Here is a 22609-nt window from a genome sequence, read left to right as displayed (position 1 = left end):
CCCGAAAATATCTTTGAAAAATTTTTTTAATTTTTTTTAAATTTAGTGTTGACATTTCAGAAGTATTCGTGTATTATATGTCTTGTGCTTGAGAGAGCACAGAACAACATAAAGAAATGCAGGAGTGGCGGAATTGGCAGACGCGCAGGCTTCAGGTGCCTGTGGTAGCAATATCGTGTGGGTTCAAGTCCCATCTCCTGCATCTTTTTTTGTCTTCAGGCGAAAAAATACAGGCCTTTGGCTTAACAAAAAAATATCTGCGGCATAAAAATCAGATTTACGCCGCAGATATTTTTTATTTTCTGTTTTATTTCATTTCTATCTGAGCAGGCTCCTGTCCTCTCAGCAAAATTTTCGGACCGCCTGTGTGGGTGATGTAATCTTTTGTAATAATCACTTCCCCGATGTTATCGTCTTTGGGAATCTCATACATAATATCCAGCATGTATTCCTCCAGAATCGCCCGCAGCGCTCTGGCCCCTGTATGTTTCTCCATGGCCATATCTGCAATGGCTTCCAACGCACCGTCTTCAAACTCCAGTTTCACCTCATCCAGAGCCAGCAGCTTCTGATACTGCTTTAAAATGGCATTTTTCGGCTCTTTAAGGATTTCCACCAGCATATCTCTGTCCAGGCCGCTTAAAGTAAAGATAATCGGCATACGGCCCAGAAATTCAGGTATCATGCCAAACTTTTTCAAATCGTCTACGGTTACCTTTTCAAGAATCTTATTGTCATGGTCGTATTTATCCTTCAAATCCGCCTGAAAACCAATGGAAGCCGTCTTATTCAGACGTTCCTTGATGATTTCTTCCAAATCCGGAAACGCACCGCCGCAGATAAAGAGAATGTTTTTCGTATTTACCGTAGCCAAAGGCACCATGGCATTTTTGCTGTTGGCTCCCACCGGAACTTCTACCTCGCTGCCCTCCAGGAGTTTCAGCATTCCCTGCTGCACCGCTTCTCCGCTGACATCACGCTGATTGGTATTTTTCTTCTTGGCAATCTTATCAATCTCATCAATAAAAATAATACCGTGCTCTGCTCTCTCCACATCATTGTCTGCCGCAGCCAGAAGTTTGCTGACCACACTCTCAATATCATCGCCAATATAACCTGCTTCCGTAAGGGAAGTAGCATCTGTAATGGCCAGAGGCACATCCAAAAGTCTGGCCAGAGTTTTTACCATATACGTTTTACCGCTTCCAGTTGGTCCAATCATCAGCATATTGGATTTTTCGATTTCCACATCATCCGTAATATCCGCAAAGACACGTTTGTAATGATTGTAAACGCCTACAGACATGACTTTTTTGGCATATTCCTGTCCGATGACATATTCGTCCAGACTCGCTTTGATTCTGTGAGGCGCCGGAATGCTCTTGATATCAAAGACCTTTTGTGCTGTTTTTTCTTTTGGCTGCTCCTGTTTTTTCTTTACCTTTTGTCTCTGTGGAATCTGATTCTGCAGGGAATTCAAATCAATCATGCTGATGTTGGGCATATTTTTCATCAGTTCCTCATAATTGATATTGGTATTGTTCATGGTATCGAAACTTCTCTGCATACAATCTGTGCAGATATGGATATTGTTCGGCAGGTCAATCATTTTCCCAGCTTTGCTCTCCGGTCTTCTGCACATAAAACATACTTTTTCAAATTGGTCCTTCTGCTCCTTTTCCTTTGGAGTATCAGAACCTGTAGTTGTATCTAAATATTCTTTATCATCTGACATATCTGTTACCGCCTTTTCTGTTTTTCCGCTGTATCATCCGTTTGTGGGTATCTTATCACAAATCAGAGACGCTCACAAGTAAACTTTTTATAAACGGTTTTGAGTTTCAAAAAAGAAACCCAAAATATGGCAGTTCCTCCATTTTTAAGAGAAACTGCCATACATTTTTATAAACATATTATCAATTATTGCCTGTTCTACCGTTATTATCCGTGCTGGCCTGTGCGTCCTTCTTTGCTCCCAGTGTCACTGTAATGGTCTGGTCTTTGTACTCTCCGCCGTCTGCTCTGGAGATTTCAAATTCAATCTTTTCGCCAGCTTCGTAATATTCTAACTGGCTTACCAGATTGTCGTACGTTTCCACACTTGTTCCGTCAATTTTACGGATAATGTCACCAGCTTTTAATCCCGCCTCTTCAGCAGGGCCATTTTCTACAACGCTGTCTACAAAAACACCAACCGGCATGTTGTACATTTCAGAAGCCTCTGAAGTTACGTTTTTACATGTAATTCCCAGATAAGCTGCCTTGTTTTCATCTTCTACTTTTTCTCTTGTCTTTTTGCTCATCAGGTTATCCAGAATCGGTTCTGCCTTAGAAATTGGAATGGCAAATCCCATACCTTCTACTTCATCAGACGCAATCTTGGCTGAATTGATACCAATGAGTTCGCCTTTCATATTCAGCAGAGCGCCGCCGCTGTTACCAGGATTAATAGCTGCGTCTGTCTGAATAAAAGTACTATTGGCATTTTCAGAGCTTACCTTTTTATTCAGTGCGCTTACATAACCACTGGTTACAGACTGACCGTATCCTAAAGCATTACCAATAGCTACTACCTGTTCTCCTACCGTCAGAGAATCGGAATCCCCTAAAGTTGCCACTTTAATCTGGCTTAATACGTCTTCCGGGATATCGGAAAGTTTCACGGAAATAACAGCAAGGTCATTGTCTGAATCCGTACCTTTAATCTGTGCCGCTACGGCTGTACCATTTTCCAGTTCTGTGCTGCTGTCACTACTCTGGCTGTTACTCTCTGCACTGGTATTTTCCAAATCTTTTGCTGTCACTGCATTACCATCCTGGTCTGTAAAACATACGATTAGATTATTGGCGTCTTTTACCACATGATTGTTTGTAGCAATCAGAAGTTCTGTATCATTCTGTCCTACGATAATGCCGGAACCGCTGCTCTGACCTTCATACTGCTGTGTGCCGAATCCGAAGTAATTTGGAATTTCCTGTACACTGACCCCAGTAATGGACACAATAGATGGCATTACATTTTTTGCCACCTCTGCTACGCTTTCGCCGCCCTGTGAAGTGCTGACACCTTTTGCAGTGGCCGAACTGCTCTGCGTAGTTGCCGTATTTTCAATTTTTGTAGTTTCTCCCGGAAACATTTTATCTCCAATATAGTTTACAGCCTGGAAAGTGCTGCCTGCCACAATTCCAAAAACTGCTGCTGCCGCAACCAACAGACCGAATTTTTTGCCCATTGCCATTGGTTTTTTCTGCTGTCTTTTACTCTTTGGCGCTGGAGGTACAGGACTGAAATGATAGGAACTGTAAGGCCCTTTCTGCGTTCCCGTATGCTGTGTACCTGTACTGTCTGTCCGGGTATTTTCATCTTCTGGGTTGCCGGATTCTGTCTGACTGTCTCCTGATGTTCCATAACTCTTATCGGTATACGGTGTGCTGTTGTTCTCTGCAGACGTTTTTTCTTTCTCTTCTTTGTTTTCTGCATCTCTTTTATAGGAGTATGCATAGTAGGGATTTTCTGCTGTAGGTGCTTTTCCCGGCTCCATGCCGGCTTCTGTGGAATTTTCCTTTTTTTCTTCCTGCACAGCTGTTGTCTCCTGTTCTTTTTCAGGGTCACTTCCCTGAGTATTTATATTAGTATTGTATTCTTCACTCATAATTACAACTCCCTTTCCTGTGTTTCACTTTTCTTTTTCCTTTTTACAAGACTAAGTCTACCAACCAATTGTGTTCAAATTGTGATAAAAAAGAAAAGAAACCGTGAAAAACCACTGTTTTTATCTATTTTCCCAGTAAGCCGGATTCATGGTCAGCCGATGTACCCAGGACAGCGGCAGATGTTTGTAGTTTCTTCCTGCTTTGTATCCCAGATACTTAAATCCGCTGCTGAGCAGCAAATCCGGTATCAGCCATGGTTTTCCCTGTTTTATAAGATAAGCTGCTGTACTCTTTACCAGACGAATCCCCTCGCTTTCTGAAGATATGGCGGCGAAAATTTCCGGATGGTCCTCCTGGGACACTGCCAAATCAAAGTTACGCCGAAGCTGCTGCATATACCCATAGTTATGAGAGTGCACAACTCTGGCTTCTGCAGCATAAGCCACCCCGTAGCCTGCCTGTATCATCTGCGCTGCCATAATCATATCTTCGTTAAAAATCGTTCTGGTAACAAATCCTCCCATTTCTTCGTAGACACCTCTGCGGTAAGCCGCACACACATTGGAGCAGAAATAGGTCTTGATCCCCAGTTCCGGAATATCTTTTTTGGTCTTTATCCGGCTTGTATCCGGATAGTTAAAGCTTCTGGTGTACCGCTCAATGATTTTACAGTCTTCTGCGGGAAGCTGCCTGGCATAAGCAGCTCCTACCTGTGGATTGTGAAAGGGCTTCAATAGATTTTCCAGCAGTTTTTCATCAGCAGGCACTGCATCCTGGGTAAAGTAAACCAAAATTTCAGTATCTGCAAGCTTTGCGCCTTCTCCTCTCGTTTTTCCGTGGTCAAACGCTGCACGGGAAAGATGATGTACCTCCCAGTTGTCCAGACCTTCCATAAAACTGTTTTTCCAGTACCTCTCCTCCGTATTCATAATGAGAATATGATCTGCCTTGCAGGTTTGTCTTTTCAGCATGTTCATCAGCTGAAAAAATTTTCCGTCCGGCTTATAGGTTGGCACAATCACCGTTACTGTCATTTTTCTGAATCTCCTTTCTCATAGAACAGCAAAGGCCGCCGCATTAAGTCCTATTCTCTTAATGCAACAGCCCTTTCTTCCAAATATTATTCATCGCCTACATCGTAACTGCCGTCATCGCTGTATCCGTCATCTTCGGAATAAGTCTGGGAGTTATTTGTATCGCCCTCTCCACTGTCTGCCTGCCCGGAAGAATCCGTATCTTCTTTTATAAGATACTGCCATTCCTTTGTCACCGAAGCATTTCCAAATCCTGTCTTCTCTGCCACAAACTCACTTCTTATCTTAATTGTATCAGAAGGTTCGTAGGATTCTGATGCAAACAGGAAGTCGTGCAGATATCTTACATTGACCTCCAGGGTAGTGGGAAGCAGACAATCCAGCCCGGTTACCGGCTTCGTCACCTCTGCTCCCATAACATAGCTTACCGGAAATCCTGTGGTTTCTTCAAATTTATAAGCCAGAAGACTCGTTCCCAGCTTTATCAGTTCAGATTTGGAAAAGTTTGTCTGGATCAAAGGGAAGACTTCATCCAAAATTTTCGTAAGTGTAGTCAGGCTGGACTTCTTTACTTTCTCCGTCATCATGGATAACACTTTTCTCTGCCTTTCCGTACGGCCCATATCCATAGACGCTGTCTGACGAATACGGCAGTAAGCAGTTACCTGTACACCATTCAAATGATATGTGCCGTAGATTTCCGCCTGATTTTCCGGTATTTCTTCCGGTAACGGAATCGGCTCGTAGTCCATACCCGTCTGCTCTGAGGTTTCCACACAGTGATTGTTGGTGTGGATGATTTCTTCATAACTTAAAGGAATATCCAGACCGCCCAGACAGTCAACCACTGTTGCCATGGCTTTAAAGTCCACTGCCACATAGTTCTCAATATCCAGGTCCAGATTGGTATTCATCATGGAAATCGCTTTCTCCGGTCCGCCGATATTAAAGGCTGCATTGCATTTATTATAAATTCCATTGCCTTCTGAATCTTCGTCTACCCGAAGGTAAGTGTCACGGTACAAAGACACCAGACGAACCTCCTTGGTTTTATTGTTGATACTGGCAATCATTTCCGTATCGCTGTTTCCGTATCCGCCGTCTGTATCCCTTTTGTCAATACCAAAAAGTGCAATATTGGTATAATTTTCAAGAACCTCATTCCCTGCTATGTTTTCGTTCATCTGCACCTGAATGTCTTCTCCGTCTTCGTCGTTCAGGTTGAGTTTATCCATTTTCTTATTAATCTGTGCATACACAAACAAAGCACCGACCAGCAGTACCAGTACCAGTATTTCCACTCCAAACAGAATCTTGCGTCCTATGTGTCTGTTCTTTTTTTTCATTTTAGACATTTTTGTTCCCCTTTTATCTTCGCTAGTAAGCATTCTTGTTAATAAAGCCTTTAAATATGGTCAAAAACAGTATCTTTACATCCAGCCCCAATGTCCAGTTTTCTATATAATACAAATCATACTCGATTCTTTTTCTGATGGAAGTATTTCCCCGGTATCCATTGACCTGCGCCCATCCGGTCAATCCCGGACGTACCTGATGCTTAATCATATACCTTGGAATCTCCTCTTTGAATTTCTCCACAAAAAACGGTCGTTCCGGTCTCGGCCCTACCAGACTCATCTCTCCCTTCAGCACATTAAAAAGCTGCGGCAGTTCATCAATACTGGTTTTCCGCATGAATTTTCCGAAATTCGTCACACGGGGATCGTCCTTTACGGTCCATTTTGTTTTTTCTTTTTCCGGAGGCTGCACATCCATGGAACGGAATTTGTACATCATAAACGTATGATTGTGCAGTCCCACTCTCTCCTGCTTGAAAATCAGAGGACCCGGTGATGTGAGTTTAATCATAATCACAGAAAACATCATAATGGGAGAAAACAAAATAATGGCGCAAATCGCTCCTGCAATATCCATGACCCGCTTCATAGCCGCATAAAAAGTATTGGTCAGGGGTACATGTCGGATATTGATAACCGGCAAACCGAGAATGTCCTCCGTATAAGGTTTTGTGGGAATAATCTGGTTATAATCCGGAATAAACTTGGTGTGTACACCGGATTTCTCACATAGATTCACAATTTCTTCCAGTCTGGCATACTCATTCAGCCCCAGAGTAATGGCAATTTCATCTAACCGGTTTTCCGGAAGAATAATCATCAGGTTGTCTATCTTTCCCAAAACCTTAATACCTTTATACTCAGTTCCCGCTTCTATATGGTCATCCAGAATTCCTCTTATCTTATATCCCCACTGGGGATTTTCCAGAATCCGGTCAATATACTCTTCTGCCGCCCTGCTGTATCCTACCAGCACAATATGCTTCAGATTGTATCCCTTCCGCCGCATACTGCGGAGAAAATAACGGATAAGATTTCTGGCTATAGCCTCCAGGCAAATATTAATCACATAAAAAATAAAAAGCATTTCACGGGAGAAATGCATCATTTTAATGAGGTACAATACCCCCAGAAACAAAGCAATTCCCACTGTATTCGCTTTTACAATATTCCACAGTTCCAGCCGTCTGCCCTGTACCCGCTTGGGAGTATACAGACTGAACAAATAGTATAAGCCCAAATACACCAACACGGTAATGGGCAAAGCAATCATATATGTGCGAAGGGACAGCGCTCCGTCGTCACTGCTGATTATCTGAAACTTAATTACCCATGCTGCCACATAGGAAAATAACAGCACAAAAGCATCTATCAGCACCTGCAGGCGGTTAAAATGCTTCTGGTTTTCTTTTATCAAGGTTTTATCACCCTCTATAGCTAAGATTAGTTAACAAGTTCTTAATAATATATCACAATTTTTTAAAAAACGCAATTCCTATTCTTCTCTTCTCAATCAGACAGCTTAATGATACGCAGTCCGTTTTCGGTATATACCGCTTTCTTCTCCTTCCAGGAAGGTAATTTTTCCGCATATTGTCTGGCTTGCTCATATTCCTGCTGCGTGGGCAGCTAATATTTTATCCCCAGAGTTTCCATAAATCCATGAATTCTGTAATTACTGCCAAATGCTGTATCCGCATCCCATTCAAAGAAAGAATGACCCATGGTCTGACCTTTTATCATGTGATTCGGCGTATATTTTCCCACAAAAACCAGCTTTTCCTCTGGCTGAATATCTCCTGCCGCCGCCTCTACTTCTTTTGCAAAGGCCTTGTCCTTTTCATAGCACCTCCATGCACTGAGTTCCAGCGCCGGGACAGCGATAGTCTGCAACACCAGCATAAGAATTACGCAGATTCTTGCGTATCGAAAAATTTTCCCTTTCTCATTGCTTTTTACAAAAAAATATCCCAGCCAGGATAACAGAATGGGAATACAGAACTGTGCCCTTATAGGAACCGTATTTCCCATAACTGCCGGGAGAATAAATGGCACTATCATTAACCCCGCAAGACTGGCCAATTTAAGAAAACTCTGTCCTCCCTTTTTTTGCCACTTTTTATACAGTACAACAGCAAAGAAAAGATACAACACTGGCAAAAACGGATGAAACGAGGACATAAAACCCGTCATTATAAATCCTGTGTAAGCTATGACTCTGCACAAAGTATACAGCACCGGTTCCTGTCCCCAGAGAATCTGATTCGTCAGATATTTTCCGGATTCCAGACCCATACTTGCCTTAATCGCCGTTGCCGCCGCTTCATACAGCACAAAAGCTGCCAGAAGCACCAAAATGTATTTGAAAATTTCCTCCACCTGTTCTTTTCCCGAAGTTTCTTTCTCCTCCTGACGGATAAGGTACAACAGAAGGCAGGCAAACACATACAGAAAAACAAAGGCCTGATAGCAGGAAAAACAAAAGGCCAGTAAAAGAACTGCAGCTATGGCATGATAAATGCCCTTTTTCTCCACCCAGCGGGATACCAGAATAACCGCAATGGCCTCTGCGCCAAGTGCAAAAGCAATTTCCATACTCTGCAGAGTAAAATGAAACTGTTCAGCAAAAATAGGACTGCTGACAAAAATAAGCAAAAACACAAAAACAGCCTTGGTATTCTGCACCTTCTGCAGTGTTACCAAACTGTAATTCCAGGAAATTGCAGCAAAGATAAAAAACAAAACCGTCATAACATTGGTAAATGGAATGGATATGGGAATCAAATGGAAAACATGTTTAAACAGCCCCAGTCCAAAACGGTTAATCCCATACCAGGCATTTAACTGTCCTTCCGGGTTGTTTATCATCACTTCTGTATCAATAGATATCCGGTTTCCAAGCAGCATAACCGCATACAAGGCCACAGTAAACACTACTGTTATGAAAATGGATTTTCTATTTTCCTGTATATATCGCTTCAACATGTGTGACTGTTCTCCTTTCCTCCCCGTCAAAATTCTCTATTTTCGCAAAAATCTTATGATATTACAATATAATTCCCACTGAATCCGCAGGTATGTTCCAAAAGCAATATCTTTTACTTTTCTCGTCCGGTTCTGCCGGGAAATGGTAAACCCATTTTTCATTCCCGCCAGATACTCTTTTCCAAAACCTTTTTTTGCGAAAAACAGTGCCTTACAGCCAAATCCCAGCAACAACAAAGGGAAATTCCACACAATCTGCCATAGGGGCATATTTTTATAAATCATATAAATATTATTTCTGGAGGAGTAGCGCACCTTGAAAAGGTTGTATCTGGAACCGCTGGTGCCGCTTCCCACATGATAAACCAAAGCTTCCGGGCAATACCAGTTTTCATATCCATGAAGTCTGGCGCGATAACCGATGTCCAAATCTTCCAGGTACGCGAAATGCTCGTGGTCAAAAAGTCCAATTCTATCCAGCACTTTTTTTCGATAAATAGCCGCACCTGCGCAGGCAGAAAATATTTTCTTTTCCGTATTGTAATTCTCCTGATTTCTCCCCTTTCCGTCCGCAAAGGCCCAGCCGAAAGCGCAGTAGTAATTGCCCGCATCGTCCATTTTTCCATGGTCCTGCATCTGAATCATTTTCGCCTGACAGGAAAAAGCCCGCTGATGTCTCTTCATACTCTTTAAAAGGCTGCTCACAAAAGACGGCTCTGCAATGGTGTCATTATTTAACAGAATCACATAGCTGCCTGTGCTGACCTTAATGCCTGTATTGACCGCTGTGCAAAATCCCGTATTCTCCTTCAGGGCTATGACCTGCACTTCCGGGTAGACTTCCCGCACATAATCCGTACTTCCGTCCTCGGAACCATTGTCCACCAGAATCACTTCAAAATTTTCGCAGTCCTGCTTTCTCATGGAATCCAGGCAGTCCTTCAGGTATTTTTTTCCGTTAAAATTCGGAATGATTACTGAAACTTCATACATGTTTTTAAACCTTTCAGTCCTTTGGCTTCAGGGAATAATTCCATTTCACCAAGGACAGATTCTTATTGTAATAAGGGTCTCCCTTTTTCAGAAGAGTTTCCCACCGGCAGCGCATAAATTCGATTTCCGACTGAAATCTGCGGACTTTTTCTTTGCTGTCCTCTGCACCTCTGCTTTTCGATTCATAATGATATAGTTCCACATACGGGTCATATACCACTAAATACTGTTTTTCCCGTACGCGCAGACAGAAATCCACGTCATTAAATGCCACAGAAAGCTGTTCTTCAAAGCCTTGCACCTCATCAAACACCTGCCGCTTCACCATCATGCAGGCAGCTGTCACGGCGCTTAAATCCTGTATAATTGCCGCTTTGTGCATGTAGCCGGATCGTTCTCTGGGCATGTCTGTAAACATATGACCTGCAATACCGCCGATTCCAATAACCGTTCCGGCATGCTGAACGGTATTATTTCCAAAGTACAGTCTGGCTCCTACAATTCCCGTATCCGGCCGCTGGCAAAAGCCCAGCATTTCCTCTATCCAGTCGGGACTTATCACTTCCGTATCATTGTTCAGAAACAGCAGATAATCCCCTTTGGCCTTCTTTGCCCCATAATTGTTAATAGCAGAATAATTAAATTCCCTCTTCCACCGCAGCAGACGAATTCTGGAATTTTCAGAAAGTTCTTTGTAATATGAAAAGATTTCTTCCCCTGTACTGTTATTCTCCACAATCAGAATTTCATAATTAGTATAGGAAGATTTTTCCAGTATAGACTGAATACATTTTTCCAAATCTTCTTTTGCATCTTTATTTGGAATGATAATGGATACCAGGGGTTCTCCCTGTACCGGATATTTTACTCTGTAAAATCCATAGTCCTTTGTATGGCTCACTTCTCCAATCAGCCCGTTCTGCCGCAGATTTTCTTCGATGGCCCTCTTTCCCGCTTCAAAAGCATAGAGTTTGCTTTCCGGATTGTCCGCAGTAGAGGACTGGTGCGTTCTCCAGTGATACAGAATTTCAGGAATGTGGTGTATCTTTCCTGCTGCCTGTGTACAGCGGAAAATAAAATCGTAATCCTGGGCGCCGTCGTATTCTCTGCGGAATCCTCCTGTTTTTTCAAGCAATGATTTCCGCACTACAAAAAAGTGACAGATGTAATTGTTGGAACGCAGTAAGTCTATATTAAAGTCCGGTTTCAGATGGGGCTGAAAATGTTCCAGCACCTCGTCGCCTCTGACTTTATCCTCGTCTGTGTAAAGTACATCAATATCCGGCTCTGTTTCCAGCGCTTTTGCAACCTCATACAGGGCATTGGGCGCCAACAAATCATCATGGTCCAAAAGTCCCGCAAACTCTCCTGTGGCCATAGCAAATGCCTCATTGGTATTCTCTGCAATGCCTTTGTTCTCCTCCAGCTTCTTCCATAGAATCCGGCTGTCCTTTTTTGCATATTCCTTCAGCACATATTCCATGGAAGCGTCCTCCGGACTGGCGTTGGCAATACAAAGTTCCCAGTTCGCGTATGTCTGTGCCAGAAGGCTGTCCATCAGCTGGCGCAGAAAAGCCTCCGGCGTTTTATATGCAGGAACTATAATACTGATTTTCGGACCATAGTTCCATTTTTTCTTTCTTTGCTTTTCCAGTTCTTCTCTGGTTGGTATGTACTGCTCATACCAGGGGCCATAAGGCACTTCTTCCGGCTCAAACCGCTCATGAAGACGCACCCAGAATTCTTTTACTCCGTAGTGCTTTAAATACCTCAGCCCTTTCTGTATCATATAAGGGGACATTTTGCCCATCAGCTTTCCCCATTCTATCTTTCCCTTCGGCATAAAATTTACCTGCCTTTACCTGGATTCCAGTGTATTTTTCACTGTTTGTTTCTAATTCCTGCCTTATTCTAACACATTTTCTGTTTAAAGAAAACCATGAATATGGTATACTGAAGTTAATTTGCGTAAAGGAGGAATACATTTGAAGAAAAAACATAGGATTCAAAAGTTATTGTGCCCTCTGCTGGCACTTTTATTAGCCATGACTTCTGCTGTCCCCGTTTTTGCAGAAACAAGCTCTGTTGCCGCCTGGCCTTCCGCTCCGGAAATTGCAGACGAATCAGGCGTTTTGATGGAAGTGTCTACGGGACAGGTGCTCTTTGACAAGGACATGAATGAGATTCGTTACCCGGCCAGCACCACCAAAGCCATGACTGCTCTTTTGATTTTAGAAAACATAGATGATTTAAACCAAAAGGTTACTTTTACCGATGTGATTCTGCCGGATTTGGCACCGGGAAACTCTACGATTAATGCCCAGGTAGGCGAAGAACTGACGGTGGAGCAGTGTCTGTATGCCATTATGCTGGCCTCTGCCAATGAAGTCTGCACCCAGATGGCCGTGGAGGTAGCCGGTTCCGTCAGTGCATTCACCGATATGATGAATGCCCGTGCTGCAGAATTGGGCTGCAAAAATACCCATTTTGTCAACGCCAATGGTCTGCCTGACCCCAATCATTACACAACCGCCTACGACTTGGCTCTGATTCTTGCCGAGGCTGTGAAAAATGAGAATTTCTGCAAAATCGCCGGTGCAGACAAATACACCATTCCGGCAACCAATAAGACCTCTACTCCCCGGAATCTGGAAAACCACAACGCCCTTCTCACAGAGGGGGATTATAAATATGAAGGCGCCATTGCCGGAAAGACCGGACATACAGAAGCGGCCAGAAACACTCTGATTACTGCAGCCACCAGAGACGATATGACGCTTGTCTGCGTAGTCATGCGCTCGGAAGGTAACGACCGCTTCACAGACACAATCAAACTTTTCGATTACGGATTTGATAATTTTGAAAAACTTCCGGTCTACTGGCTGAAAGCGCCGGATTCGGAAGAACCTGATGGATATGTCATTTTGCCAAAAGGTGCAAGCACTGCTTCCATGATAGTGACAGACCAGGATACCGAAGGGGTTTCCAGAACCAGAACCTATTCCTATCAGGGACGGGAAATCCTAAAACTCACTGCTGCCTTTCCTCTGCAGGTAGAAACACGGACAACCTCTGATATGTCTATGTTTAAAGTAGGCACAGTAAAAAAACAGTTGGTATCACCGCTGGTATTTCCTGCCATGCTTCTTATCTTCGCAGGGCTTTGCGCAGGACTTGTATCTGTACTTGTGCAGTATGTAAGAAAAAAGAAGGCAAAAAAGAACAGAAAAAAACGGAAAAAAATCACTTCTTAAAAAGAGAAACCTGCCGCTGCAGACAGTCCGGGTATTCCGGCGCTGCCTACTGCGGCAGGTTTTCTATCCTGTGGCATTTCTTTTCCTATTCACTCAGCACACAATCACTTCTCTCCAGGCTGAAATTAGGATTGTAATAAGGGTCTCCCTTTCTGAGTATCTCCTTCCACCTGCTTTTAAACCGTCTGGTTTCATCTTTAAAACGCTTTCTATTTTCCGGTCTGTTTTCATATCCTCTTGTCAGAGATTCATGATGATACAGTTCCGCGTACGCCTGGAATACCACCAGTTTTCCAATCTCCCGCATCCTCAGGCAAAAATCAATATCATTAAAGGCCACCTGGAAGTCTTCATCCATCCCGCCAAGTTCCTCATACAACGATTTTTTCGTCATCATACAAGCGGCTGTTACTGCACTTAAATCCTGTGTAGTCTGGGTTCTTCCTGCATAAACAAACTGGTCACCTGGAAAATTATAGAAAATATGCCCGGCTGTGTGGGACGGTCCCATCCCAATAATCACACCTGCATGCTGAATTTTTTCGTTGGGATACAAAAGTTTTGCACCTACAATTCCTACATCCTCTCTCTGACAATAGCTGAGCATTTCTTCCATCCATTTTTCTGACTTTACTTCAATATCATTGTTCAGAAGCAACAGATACTCTCCCTTTGCTTCCTTTGCAGCATAGTTGTTAATTGCCGAATAGTTGAAAGCACCTTCCCAGCGAAGAACACGAATATTGTCATAATTCTCCTCTAATTCTTTGTAGTAACGGAAAATTTCTTTTCCTGTGCTGTTGTTTTCTACAATGAGAATTTCAAAATTATCATAAGAGGTCTTCTCATACAGAGAACGGATACATCTTTCCAAATCTGCTTTGTGGTCTTTGTTGGGAATGATAACAGACACCAAAGGGGTTCCTTCTACAAACAGTTTTGTCCTGTATCTTCCCCACTGCTCAGTCATACTTACCTCTGCCCGGATTCCCAGTCTGTCATAATGCGCCTGTACAGCAGCTCTTCCTGCCTCGTAAGCATACATTTTACTCTCCGGATTTCCTGCTGTAGATGCCGGATGGTTTCTCCAATGGTACAGAATTTTCGCCACATGACCGATTCGATGTGCCTTTTCGCAGCAGCGGAGTACAAAGTCAAAATCCTGTGCGCCGTCATATTCTTTCCGCAGCAGCCCTACCTGGTCTACAATTTCCCGTTTCACTACAAAAATATGGCAGATATAGTTATTACACCGCAACATATCCAGATTGAAATCCGGTTTAAAATGCGGGTCATAGTAACGTTTTCCATCCATGGTGACTTTATCCTCATCCGTATAAACCACATCTGTTTCCGGATAGTCATTGAGTTCCTTCACAATTTCATAAAGCGCATTGGGTGCAAGGGTATCATCATGGTCAGAAAACATAATGAAATCCCCCTCTGCGATTTTGATGGCTTCATTTGTATTTCTGGAGATACCATCATTTTCCTCCAGACGATGGTATACAAACCGCTTTTCATTGCCGTAGTGTTCCCGAATATACGCTTCTACATCCCCGTTGTCACTGCCATCCGCCAGACAAAGCTGGAACTTTCCATAAGTCTGCGCCTGGACAGAATCCAACAGTTCCTTTAGATACTGCTGAGGAGTATTATACAGGGGAATTACGATACTGATAAGGGGGTCATAGGCAAAAGACTGCCCTCTTTGCTTTTCCAGTTCTGCCTGCGAAGGCATATGCTTTGGATACCATCTGGTATATGGATACGGACGATTTTTATATTCCTCTGCCTTTTTCATCAGTTTTTTTGCAAAGCCTGCTACTCCATGTACCTTAAGATAATGGATTCCCTTCTGACAGTAATACTCTGCCTTTTCCCCTGCAATCTTTCTCTTTTGCAGACTAACATACCGGATTGTCCTCTGTTTTCCTGCCGAAAATACTACCCGGAATCCTTTTTCCTCCCGAAAAGGAATGTCCAGAAAGAAGCCGCTTTCCTTTCCCACATCCCATTCCTGGTACTGCTGCTGTACATCAGAACGATTGACGCGTTCCAGAGAAAACTCTGCACGCTCTCCCTTTTCATTTTCCACATAAATTTCAAGAGGTTCGGAATACACAGCCCAGCCACTTACCATACATCTGTGCTGTTCAAAATCCACATCTGCATAATCAATGAAATATTGGGGTTTCCTCTGTTTTCTCAAGATTTTTTTCATTTGCTCAGAAAACCACAGATATCTGGCTTCTCCTTTTACCCCATACACATATACTTTTTTATAAAGCTGTGCATGCTCCGGTATCTTTATGGAAAGTTCCATCTGTCCTTCCCGTTCAGCATAAGAAATATCTGTCACCTGCTCTTTATCCACATAGACTTTCGGCACATATCCCGTCTTCCAGGCTCCCTCAATTCGATAACAATTCTCCTCTTTTAAGCTGAAACGTTCCCGCTCCGCTTCTATTAACTCGCGACTCATACAGTTCTCCTTTACTCCTGTTGTCCTAATCCCAGTTCAGTGAACAGTCACTGTGTCTTAAAGTCAAATTGGGATTATAGTACGGGTCTCCTTTTTCCAGAATCTCCTTCCAACGGGTTCTGAACAGCTCTGCCTCTTTTTGGAATCTCACTTTCTTTTCCTTTGTATCTTCCAATCCTCTGGACTGTGACTCGTAATGATACAATTCTGCAAAGGCCTGGAACACCACCAGAAGTCCCAGTTCTCTTACCCGCAGACAGTAATCGACATCGTTAAAAGCAACTTCAAACTTCTCGTCAAAGCCCCCTATTTCTTCATGCACAGATTTTTTTACCATCATACAGGCAGCAGTCACAGCGCTGATATCCTGTGTAGAATTAGCTCTTCCTCCATAAGTAAAGCGTTTCCTTTCCACTCCGTAAAACACATGACCGGCAGCATGGTCTGCTCCCATACCAATAACCACTCCGGCGTGCTGTACCGTATCATTCGGGTAATATAATTTTGCTCCTGCAATTCCCACATCTTTTCGCTGGCAGTATCCCAGCATTTCTTCTATCCAGTCAGGTGTAATCACTTCCACATCATTATTTAAGAACAAAAGATACTCGCCCTTTGCCTGCTTCACACCAAAATTATTAATAGCTGCATAGTTAAACCGGTCTTTCCAGTACAGCACCCTCAGATTTTCTCTGGTCTGCTCTGCCTGAGCATAGTAATCAAAGGTTTCCTGCTGCGTACTGTTATTTTCCACAAGGATTACTTCAAAGTTTTGGTAAGTACTTTTCTCATAAATGGATTTCAGACATCTGTCCAAATCATCTATATGATCTTTATTTGGTATAACAATAGAAACCATAGGCATTCCCTGCACCAACAGTCTGGAACGATATCTTCCCCAGAAAGGTGTCATGGTAACTTCAGCCGGCTGGCCGATTCTTTCGTAATGTGCCTGAACAGCCCTTTTGCCATTCTCATAAGCATACATCTTGCTGGCCGGATTTCCTGCTGTAGAATTGGGATGAGAACGCCAATGATACAAGACCTTAGGAATATGATAAATACTGTCTGCTTTTTCGCAGCAGCGCAGAATAAAATCAAAATCCTGGGCTCCGTCGTATTCTTTCCGAAATTCTCCGATTTCATCTACAATTTTCTTATCTACCACAAAAATATGGCAAATATAATTATTGCTTCTCAGCAAATCCCAGTTGAAATCAGGCTTGAAATGGGGGTCAAAATATTCCTTTCCATCCATGGTCACCTTATCTTCATCTGTATAGACAATCTGAGGCTTGCTCTCACTATTCAGCGCCTTAACAATCTCATACAAAGCATTGACTTCCAATACATCATCATGGTCGCTGAGCATAATATACTCGCCCTTTGCCAGTTTTAATCCCTCATTGGTGTTCTCGGAAATTCCACCGTTCTTCTTCAGCCGCTCATAAGTAATGCGAGATTCTTTTTTATACTTTCGCTTCACATATTCTTCCACTGCATGATCCGGGCTTCCGTCTGCAAGACAAAGCTGCCAGTTTTCATACGTCTGTCCTACCACGGACTGCAGCAGTTCTTCCAGATAGTTTAAAGGTGTTTTATAAAGAGGAATCACAATACTAATTAAAGGTTCAAAAGGAAACTTTTCCTGCCTCTCACGCCGCAATTCCCCTTTCTTCACCTTATGCAGTTTTGCCCAGTAACCATATCCCTGATTTGAGGGATTCATGTTTATATCAAGCTGCTTTTTAAACTCTCCCATTCCATGTGTCCGTATAAACTGTAGGTTTCGTTTCATCATTCTGGGACCAAGCTGCTGATAATATTTTCCAAACCGACTGTTCTCAAAGTTCAGTTTTCTGGCTGACAGCACATAATTGGCCTTAGAATCCGGCTCCTTGAAAAAGACTGTTATATTTCCTCTCTCCAAATATTTTTTGTGAAATTTCAAAGAAAACCCGCACTTTACCTCGGAAGATACGGAAAAAATCGCATTTACATCCGGCCGCATCTCCTGTTCCAGGACGCATTCCATTTCCTGCCCTTCTCTATCTCGGACATAAATCGGACAAATACCGTTTTTATAAAGAGCCCATCCCCTGACCAATACCATATCCTCTGCAAAAGAAACACCATCAATGCTGTATTTAATCAGACTTTTTATATAATTTTGCTTAATTTCCGAAAATTCTTTTTTATACACTTGTACTCGTTCTACTGAATCTGAAAAAAACACTTCCAGTTGTGTGCAGGAATCCCAAAGCCCTGATACACCGTTTATAGAAATACTGAAACCAAGTTCTGTCTCATCCTCTTTTAATTTAAGATATTTCTGAACATCCGGTCTCTTCACCCATGTAATTTTATAAGGTATCTCCTGATTTTTGTTTCCATACACCTGAACTTCCGGCTTTTTACTTTTCTTGCTCCAAATCCATCCCTTGATTTCAAATCTGTCTTTTCCTGAGTGATTCAAATCCGCCTTGTCGATACACCAGCGCATAGTACCCATATCTGTCTATTCCCCTTTTATCACCTTTTTATATTTCGTATACGTTTTCCAGACTTTTGTATTCTCCATAGCGGCAATCAATTTCTCCTTTTCTGCAAGCTGCTTTTTCAGAGCTTCCACTTCTTCTTTCTGTCGGTTCATTTCCGCTTTTTCCTTCAAAATCTGCTGTACATATCCGTCCTGCCCACTGTCTTTACTGATTTCCAGGCATAAAAATCCCGGATTTGCCGGAATACTCTCAATATAAATTTGAGGGTCTTCTTCCAGAAAAAGAAAAGTCTGGTCTGACTGTACAATCCCATTGGTTCTGACTTGGCATTTCTCTCCATTTTCCCATTCCAGACGTTTCAATCTTACTCTTCCTGCCTGTTCTCCGGGATCCAGACGAATCCGTCTGATTCTGCTTCCTATTTCGATACGAAGCTTTACTTTCCCGTCCGGCATAGCATAAGATTCCGATTCTTCTTCTCTTAAAATTCCATCCTGAGAAAGAAATATCTGAACTCTTTCCGGACTTCCTGTTCTTTTTAAAACCGTATGCAGACCTGTCTTCCCTGGCGAAATCTTGGGATAAAGTTTTCTCAGTGGTACATAATTTCCTATAACATATGCCTGAAAATGTTTCTCCATTTCCAGAAAGACTTCTCTGTCTTCAGGAGAAATTCCTGCCGCAGCGTATAAATCCCAGGCTCCAATCTGACTGCGGAAGGCATTGCTGCACTCATAATAATGTAAAATACGATAGAGCACAAACTGAATCGGTATCGGAAAAAGAAAAGTCCACTCATAATCAATCAGTGTCCACTCGCCCTTCTCGTCTATAAAGATATTACTCAGCACCATATCAATATCCGTTACCGGAGCAGAATAAAATCCCTCACGGAGTTTCACGTCTCCAAAAACTTTTCGAAACTCTTCCGTCATACAAAAGGGGTTCTCAGCCGTCTGCAATATCAGTTCCATATATTCTCTCAAAATTTTTTGAAACTTCTCTATTTTCCTTTTCTCTAATAATCTGTCCAGTTCTTCCTGTAAAGTCTGCCCTTTAAGATATTCCAAATAAATTCCATCTTCTTCCCATCTGCATTGGTTTATCAACAGTCTGGTAGACGAAAAACTGCAGCTTAACTGTTCATAAGCTTCATATATTTTCCGGATATGAGGTTTTCCCGCCTCATAGTATGCTTTTTTTCTCACCTGCCGAGAACCGTCTTTTTCTACTATATCCGTACGGATAGCAAATTGGGCAGTACGTTCATTTGAATATTTTGTATACAGAATCCTTTCCATAATCATTCTCCCTCTAATACAATTAAAAATGAATTTGCAAACAATGGAAACAATTCCTCATCTATCAGGCTGTCATAGACCTTCCCTTCATCAAACAATTCCAGTCTCTCCCTGTCAAAATTCATAATATTCAGATTCAATTCTCCCTTACCGGGCAGATAATGGTCGGAATATAGGGCCAGAGGAAATTTATAATCCGGATAAGGATAGTAAAATTCCGCTTTCAGCCCTGCTGCAGCAATCATCTGCTCCCATTCTTTTTTAGAAAAGGTTCTGACCCCTCTGGTATCTGTATATCCTTCTATCCCTTCAAAGTATCTTCCTGTATGGTCTTCTGTACAACCTGCCCAATATTTCATACCCAATCTGTTTTCTATGGCTATGACTATTTTTCCGTGAGGCACAAGGTGCTTTTTTATCACTTCCAGCATTTCCTGATAAGGCTCATCTCCACTGATATAACCATCGGCATATTCAAAAACACCTATGAGTGTAATGTAATCGTATGTCTCTGTCAGTTTTTTCTCTATCTCCTGAAAATTTCCCATGAGAATTTTCACATTGTCACAAGCTTTATTTCTGTAAGCATTAATGTAACTTCTTTTTTTAGAAAGTTCAATACAATGCACACTTTTTGCTTTACGGGCCAGCGCTCCTGTAATGGCTCCACATCCAGCTCCGATTTCCAGAACACAATCTCCTTTTCCAATAGGCAGCCATTCTACAATATTCTGCCGGATATTAGAAAAATGGTACATCACCGGCCAGCTGGAAGTCTCAGCAATAATACGGTTATAGTCTTCCTCCCCATAGTTTCTGGCGATTTCCAAAAGCTGGTCTTCCACTTCGCCATCGCTGTATAAATCCCTGCCAGGATAGCAGGTATCATCTAATTCTACCTTCCCTATTTTCTCCACCTTTACTCTCCTTTACTTTACAGATACCCTGGAATTCATATCATAAAATCCCACGGTGTTTTTTGTTGAAACTACAGTAATGCCGCAGACATCATACAAACGATGAAACACTTCGAACTCTCCATTCACATATCCGGTACACCCCAGAGATAACAGATATTCGCCGCCCTGCAGATTCATTTCCTGAGAAAAAGTAATTTCACAAACCTGTCCCTCTTTTTTGGAACTGATATCCGATTTTTCAAAAAGTGTGTTCGTTCCTGTAATTTCTGTTCCCTGTAAGTTCTTTATACTGTATGCAAAAATAGGTTCCTGTACCGTTTCATGAAAGCGCACTTTCATTTTGATTTCAAAATTACTTCCCTTTTCAATGGTATTACTTACCGTTCCCGTTTCGTCTGCCAAAATGAAATCTGTAATACTTGCCTTTCCATTTCCGTATTCTAATACGTTGGGATTCGTTTCAAAGGTACGGTTCCAACCTGGCTCCTTTCTTTTCACAGCCTTCTTCCGGTCTTTTTCCGGTTTCTCTTCCTCACTGTCATCAAGCCCTACTAAAACCTTTTTATACAAATTTACTATTTCTTTTGGATTACCTTCCTGACGTTTCACACCTTTATCCAGCAAAACAACCCGATCACAGTATTTACTGATACTTCCCAAATCATGACTGACAAAAAGAATGGTTTTTCCCATCTTCTTAAAATCTTCAAATTTTTTATAACATTTTGCCTGAAAGAATACATCCCCCACAGACAACGCCTCATCTACTATCAGTATTTCCGGCTCAATATTAATGGCTACAGCAAAAGCCAGGCGCACAAACATACCACTGGAATAGGTTTTCACCGGCTGATGTATGAAATCTCCGATATCAGCAAAAGCCAGTATGTCATCCAGCTTTTTGTCAATCTCTTCCCTGGTAAAGCCAATCATAGTTCCATTCAAATATACATTTTCCAAACCGGAATATTCCATATTAAAACCTGCACCCAATTCCAAAAGCGCGGAAATTCTTCCATTTACCTGCACCTCTCCCTGAGTGGGATTTAAGACGCCTGTAATAATCTTTAAAATCGTAGATTTTCCAGAGCCATTAGTTCCTATTATACCTACTGTTTCTCCTCTTTTCACCTGAAAAGACACATCTCTTAAGGCATAGTGTTCTCTATATTTTTTTTGTTTTGTGAGCCCCAGAGACTCTTTCAGTCTGTCCACAGGCTTATCGTATAATTTATATACTTTACTTAGATGATTAATCGAAATTGCTATTTCTGACATTCCATTTTCTCCTTCATATACAGCTTATAATACATCTGCAAAATGTGGTTTCAGTCTCTTAAAGATAAGGGTTCCCAGTGCAAAAAGCACAATCGTCACACCCCAGAAATAAATTCCCCATTTCCAATGAGCCGTCAGCCAGGTTCTCCCCAACATAGAGTCACGGTAACCGGAAACAATATAATACATAGGGTTAAATTTAAAAAGTTTCATCAAAAGCGGATGTCCCTCCAGCATAGCTAAATCCCACATAATAGGTGTCAGCCAGACTCCTACCTGAAGAAAAATATTGATAATTTGCGTCAAGTCCCTGAAAAAAATCACAACAGCGCTGGTTGCATAGGACAATGCCAGAGCCAGCATAAACGTACAGAAAGAATAATATATCAGCTGTAATGTATGCAAAGTAGGTGTGTAACCGTAGCAAGAACTGATAATCAGCGCAAACGCTACGAAAAATCCATGTACAAACAAAGCTGAAATAACTTTTACCATTGGAAGAATACTTATTTTAAATACCACTTTCTTTACCAGATAATTATATTCCAACAGTGCATTCGTACCTCCGTTTAGTGCATCCTGAAAAAAGAACCAAGGTACAATTCCTGAAATCAGATACAAAACAAAGGGATAATTGGATGCGTTCCCTGCCTTTAAACCCACACTGAATACAAACCAGTATACCAGAATCGTTACGATAGGCTGTACAAAAGCCCAGACAATCCCCAGATAAGACCCTGCATATTTGGTTTTAAAATCATTTTTTGCCAGACTGAATACCAGTTTTCTATTATGAAAAATTTCCGTCGGTAATTCTAACGCTTTTTTTATTTTACTCATCTTTCC

At 42.1% G+C, this 22609-nt stretch carries 15 protein-coding genes and 1 tRNA gene; 2 read left to right on the top strand and 14 right to left on the bottom strand.

All coding sequences use genetic code 11. From position 1 onward, the window contains the following. The first annotated feature begins 118 nt into the window (after positions 1–118). Positions 119–202 (top strand) — tRNA-Leu (locus tag WBS51_RS07470). A gap of 105 nt (positions 203–307) precedes the next feature. Here WBS51_RS07470 and clpX read toward each other — a convergent pair. The 8 genes from clpX to WBS51_RS07430 form a co-directional block, all read right to left on the bottom strand. Then, positions 308–1735: an ATP-dependent Clp protease ATP-binding subunit ClpX gene (gene clpX, locus WBS51_RS07465; RefSeq protein WP_173747869.1), complete on the bottom strand. Its 1428-nt coding sequence runs from the start codon at positions 1733–1735 to the stop codon at positions 308–310. A 181-nt stretch (positions 1736–1916) separates the two neighbouring features. Next, entirely contained in the window at positions 1917–3653 is a 1737-nt protein-coding gene (locus WBS51_RS07460) for a S1C family serine protease (RefSeq protein WP_294459619.1), read from the bottom strand. A 120-nt stretch (positions 3654–3773) separates the two neighbouring features. Further along, positions 3774–4688 carry a glycosyltransferase family 2 protein gene (locus WBS51_RS07455; RefSeq protein WP_173747873.1) on the bottom strand — a complete coding sequence of 305 codons (915 nt, stop codon included), beginning with the start codon at positions 4686–4688 and terminating at the stop codon, positions 3774–3776. 86 nt (positions 4689–4774) lie between these two features. After that, positions 4775–6034, bottom strand: coding sequence for an LCP family protein (locus tag WBS51_RS07450; protein WP_342694060.1), 1260 nt, complete (start codon positions 6032–6034; stop codon positions 4775–4777). Positions 6035–6065: 31 nt separating this feature from the next. Next, positions 6066–7463 (bottom strand): undecaprenyl-phosphate glucose phosphotransferase, encoded by a 1398-nt coding sequence (locus tag WBS51_RS07445; protein ID WP_173747877.1) that lies wholly within the window; start codon positions 7461–7463, stop codon positions 6066–6068. A 212-nt stretch (positions 7464–7675) separates the two neighbouring features. After that, positions 7676–9031, bottom strand: a complete 1356-nt coding sequence (locus WBS51_RS07440) for a glucosyltransferase domain-containing protein (RefSeq protein ID WP_294459625.1) — start codon at positions 9029–9031, stop codon at positions 7676–7678. 36 nt (positions 9032–9067) lie between these two features. Further along, the gene (locus WBS51_RS07435; RefSeq protein WP_173747881.1) at positions 9068–10024 is read right to left on the bottom strand and encodes a glycosyltransferase family 2 protein; all 957 of its coding nucleotides are present in this window, start codon (positions 10022–10024) and stop codon (positions 9068–9070) included. A 13-nt stretch (positions 10025–10037) separates the two neighbouring features. Next, the gene (locus WBS51_RS07430; protein ID WP_173747883.1) at positions 10038–11867 is read right to left on the bottom strand and encodes a glycosyltransferase family 2 protein; all 1830 of its coding nucleotides are present in this window, start codon (positions 11865–11867) and stop codon (positions 10038–10040) included. Positions 11868–12009: 142 nt separating this feature from the next. On the opposite strand from WBS51_RS07430, the gene WBS51_RS07425 reads away from it, so the two are divergent. Next, positions 12010–13278, top strand: a complete 1269-nt coding sequence (locus WBS51_RS07425) for a D-alanyl-D-alanine carboxypeptidase family protein (RefSeq protein ID WP_294459628.1) — start codon at positions 12010–12012, stop codon at positions 13276–13278. An 85-nt stretch (positions 13279–13363) separates the two neighbouring features. Here WBS51_RS07425 and WBS51_RS07420 read toward each other — a convergent pair whose 3' ends face one another. From WBS51_RS07420 to WBS51_RS07395, 6 genes are read right to left on the bottom strand one after another with little or no spacing between them, the layout of a single operon-like run. Next, complete coding sequence (locus WBS51_RS07420) at positions 13364–15763, bottom strand: glycosyltransferase family 2 protein (protein ID WP_291681475.1); 2400 nt, start codon at positions 15761–15763, stop codon at positions 13364–13366. 25 nt (positions 15764–15788) lie between these two features. After that, entirely contained in the window at positions 15789–18275 is a 2487-nt protein-coding gene (locus tag WBS51_RS07415) for a glycosyltransferase family 2 protein (RefSeq protein WP_294459631.1), read from the bottom strand. Positions 18276–18281: 6 nt separating this feature from the next. Further along, positions 18282–19565: a hypothetical protein gene (locus WBS51_RS07410; protein ID WP_294459633.1), complete on the bottom strand. Its 1284-nt coding sequence runs from the start codon at positions 19563–19565 to the stop codon at positions 18282–18284. Between the two features lie 2 nt (positions 19566–19567). Then, positions 19568–20482 carry an SAM-dependent methyltransferase gene (locus WBS51_RS07405; RefSeq protein ID WP_173747893.1) on the bottom strand — a complete coding sequence of 305 codons (915 nt, stop codon included), beginning with the start codon at positions 20480–20482 and terminating at the stop codon, positions 19568–19570. A gap of 12 nt (positions 20483–20494) precedes the next feature. Next, positions 20495–21763, bottom strand: a complete 1269-nt coding sequence (locus tag WBS51_RS07400) for an ABC transporter ATP-binding protein (protein ID WP_173747895.1) — start codon at positions 21761–21763, stop codon at positions 20495–20497. A gap of 24 nt (positions 21764–21787) precedes the next feature. Beyond that, positions 21788–22603 (bottom strand): ABC transporter permease, encoded by an 816-nt coding sequence (locus WBS51_RS07395; RefSeq protein ID WP_173747897.1) that lies wholly within the window; start codon positions 22601–22603, stop codon positions 21788–21790. Positions 22604–22609 lie beyond the last annotated feature (6 nt).

Origin of the sequence: Blautia acetica (genome assembly GCF_038739805.1) — a bacterium.
GTDB lineage: Bacteria > Bacillota > Clostridia > Lachnospirales > Lachnospiraceae > Blautia.
The sequence above is the reverse complement of the archived record's forward strand: the minus strand, read 5'-3'. Positions and strand labels throughout refer to the sequence as shown.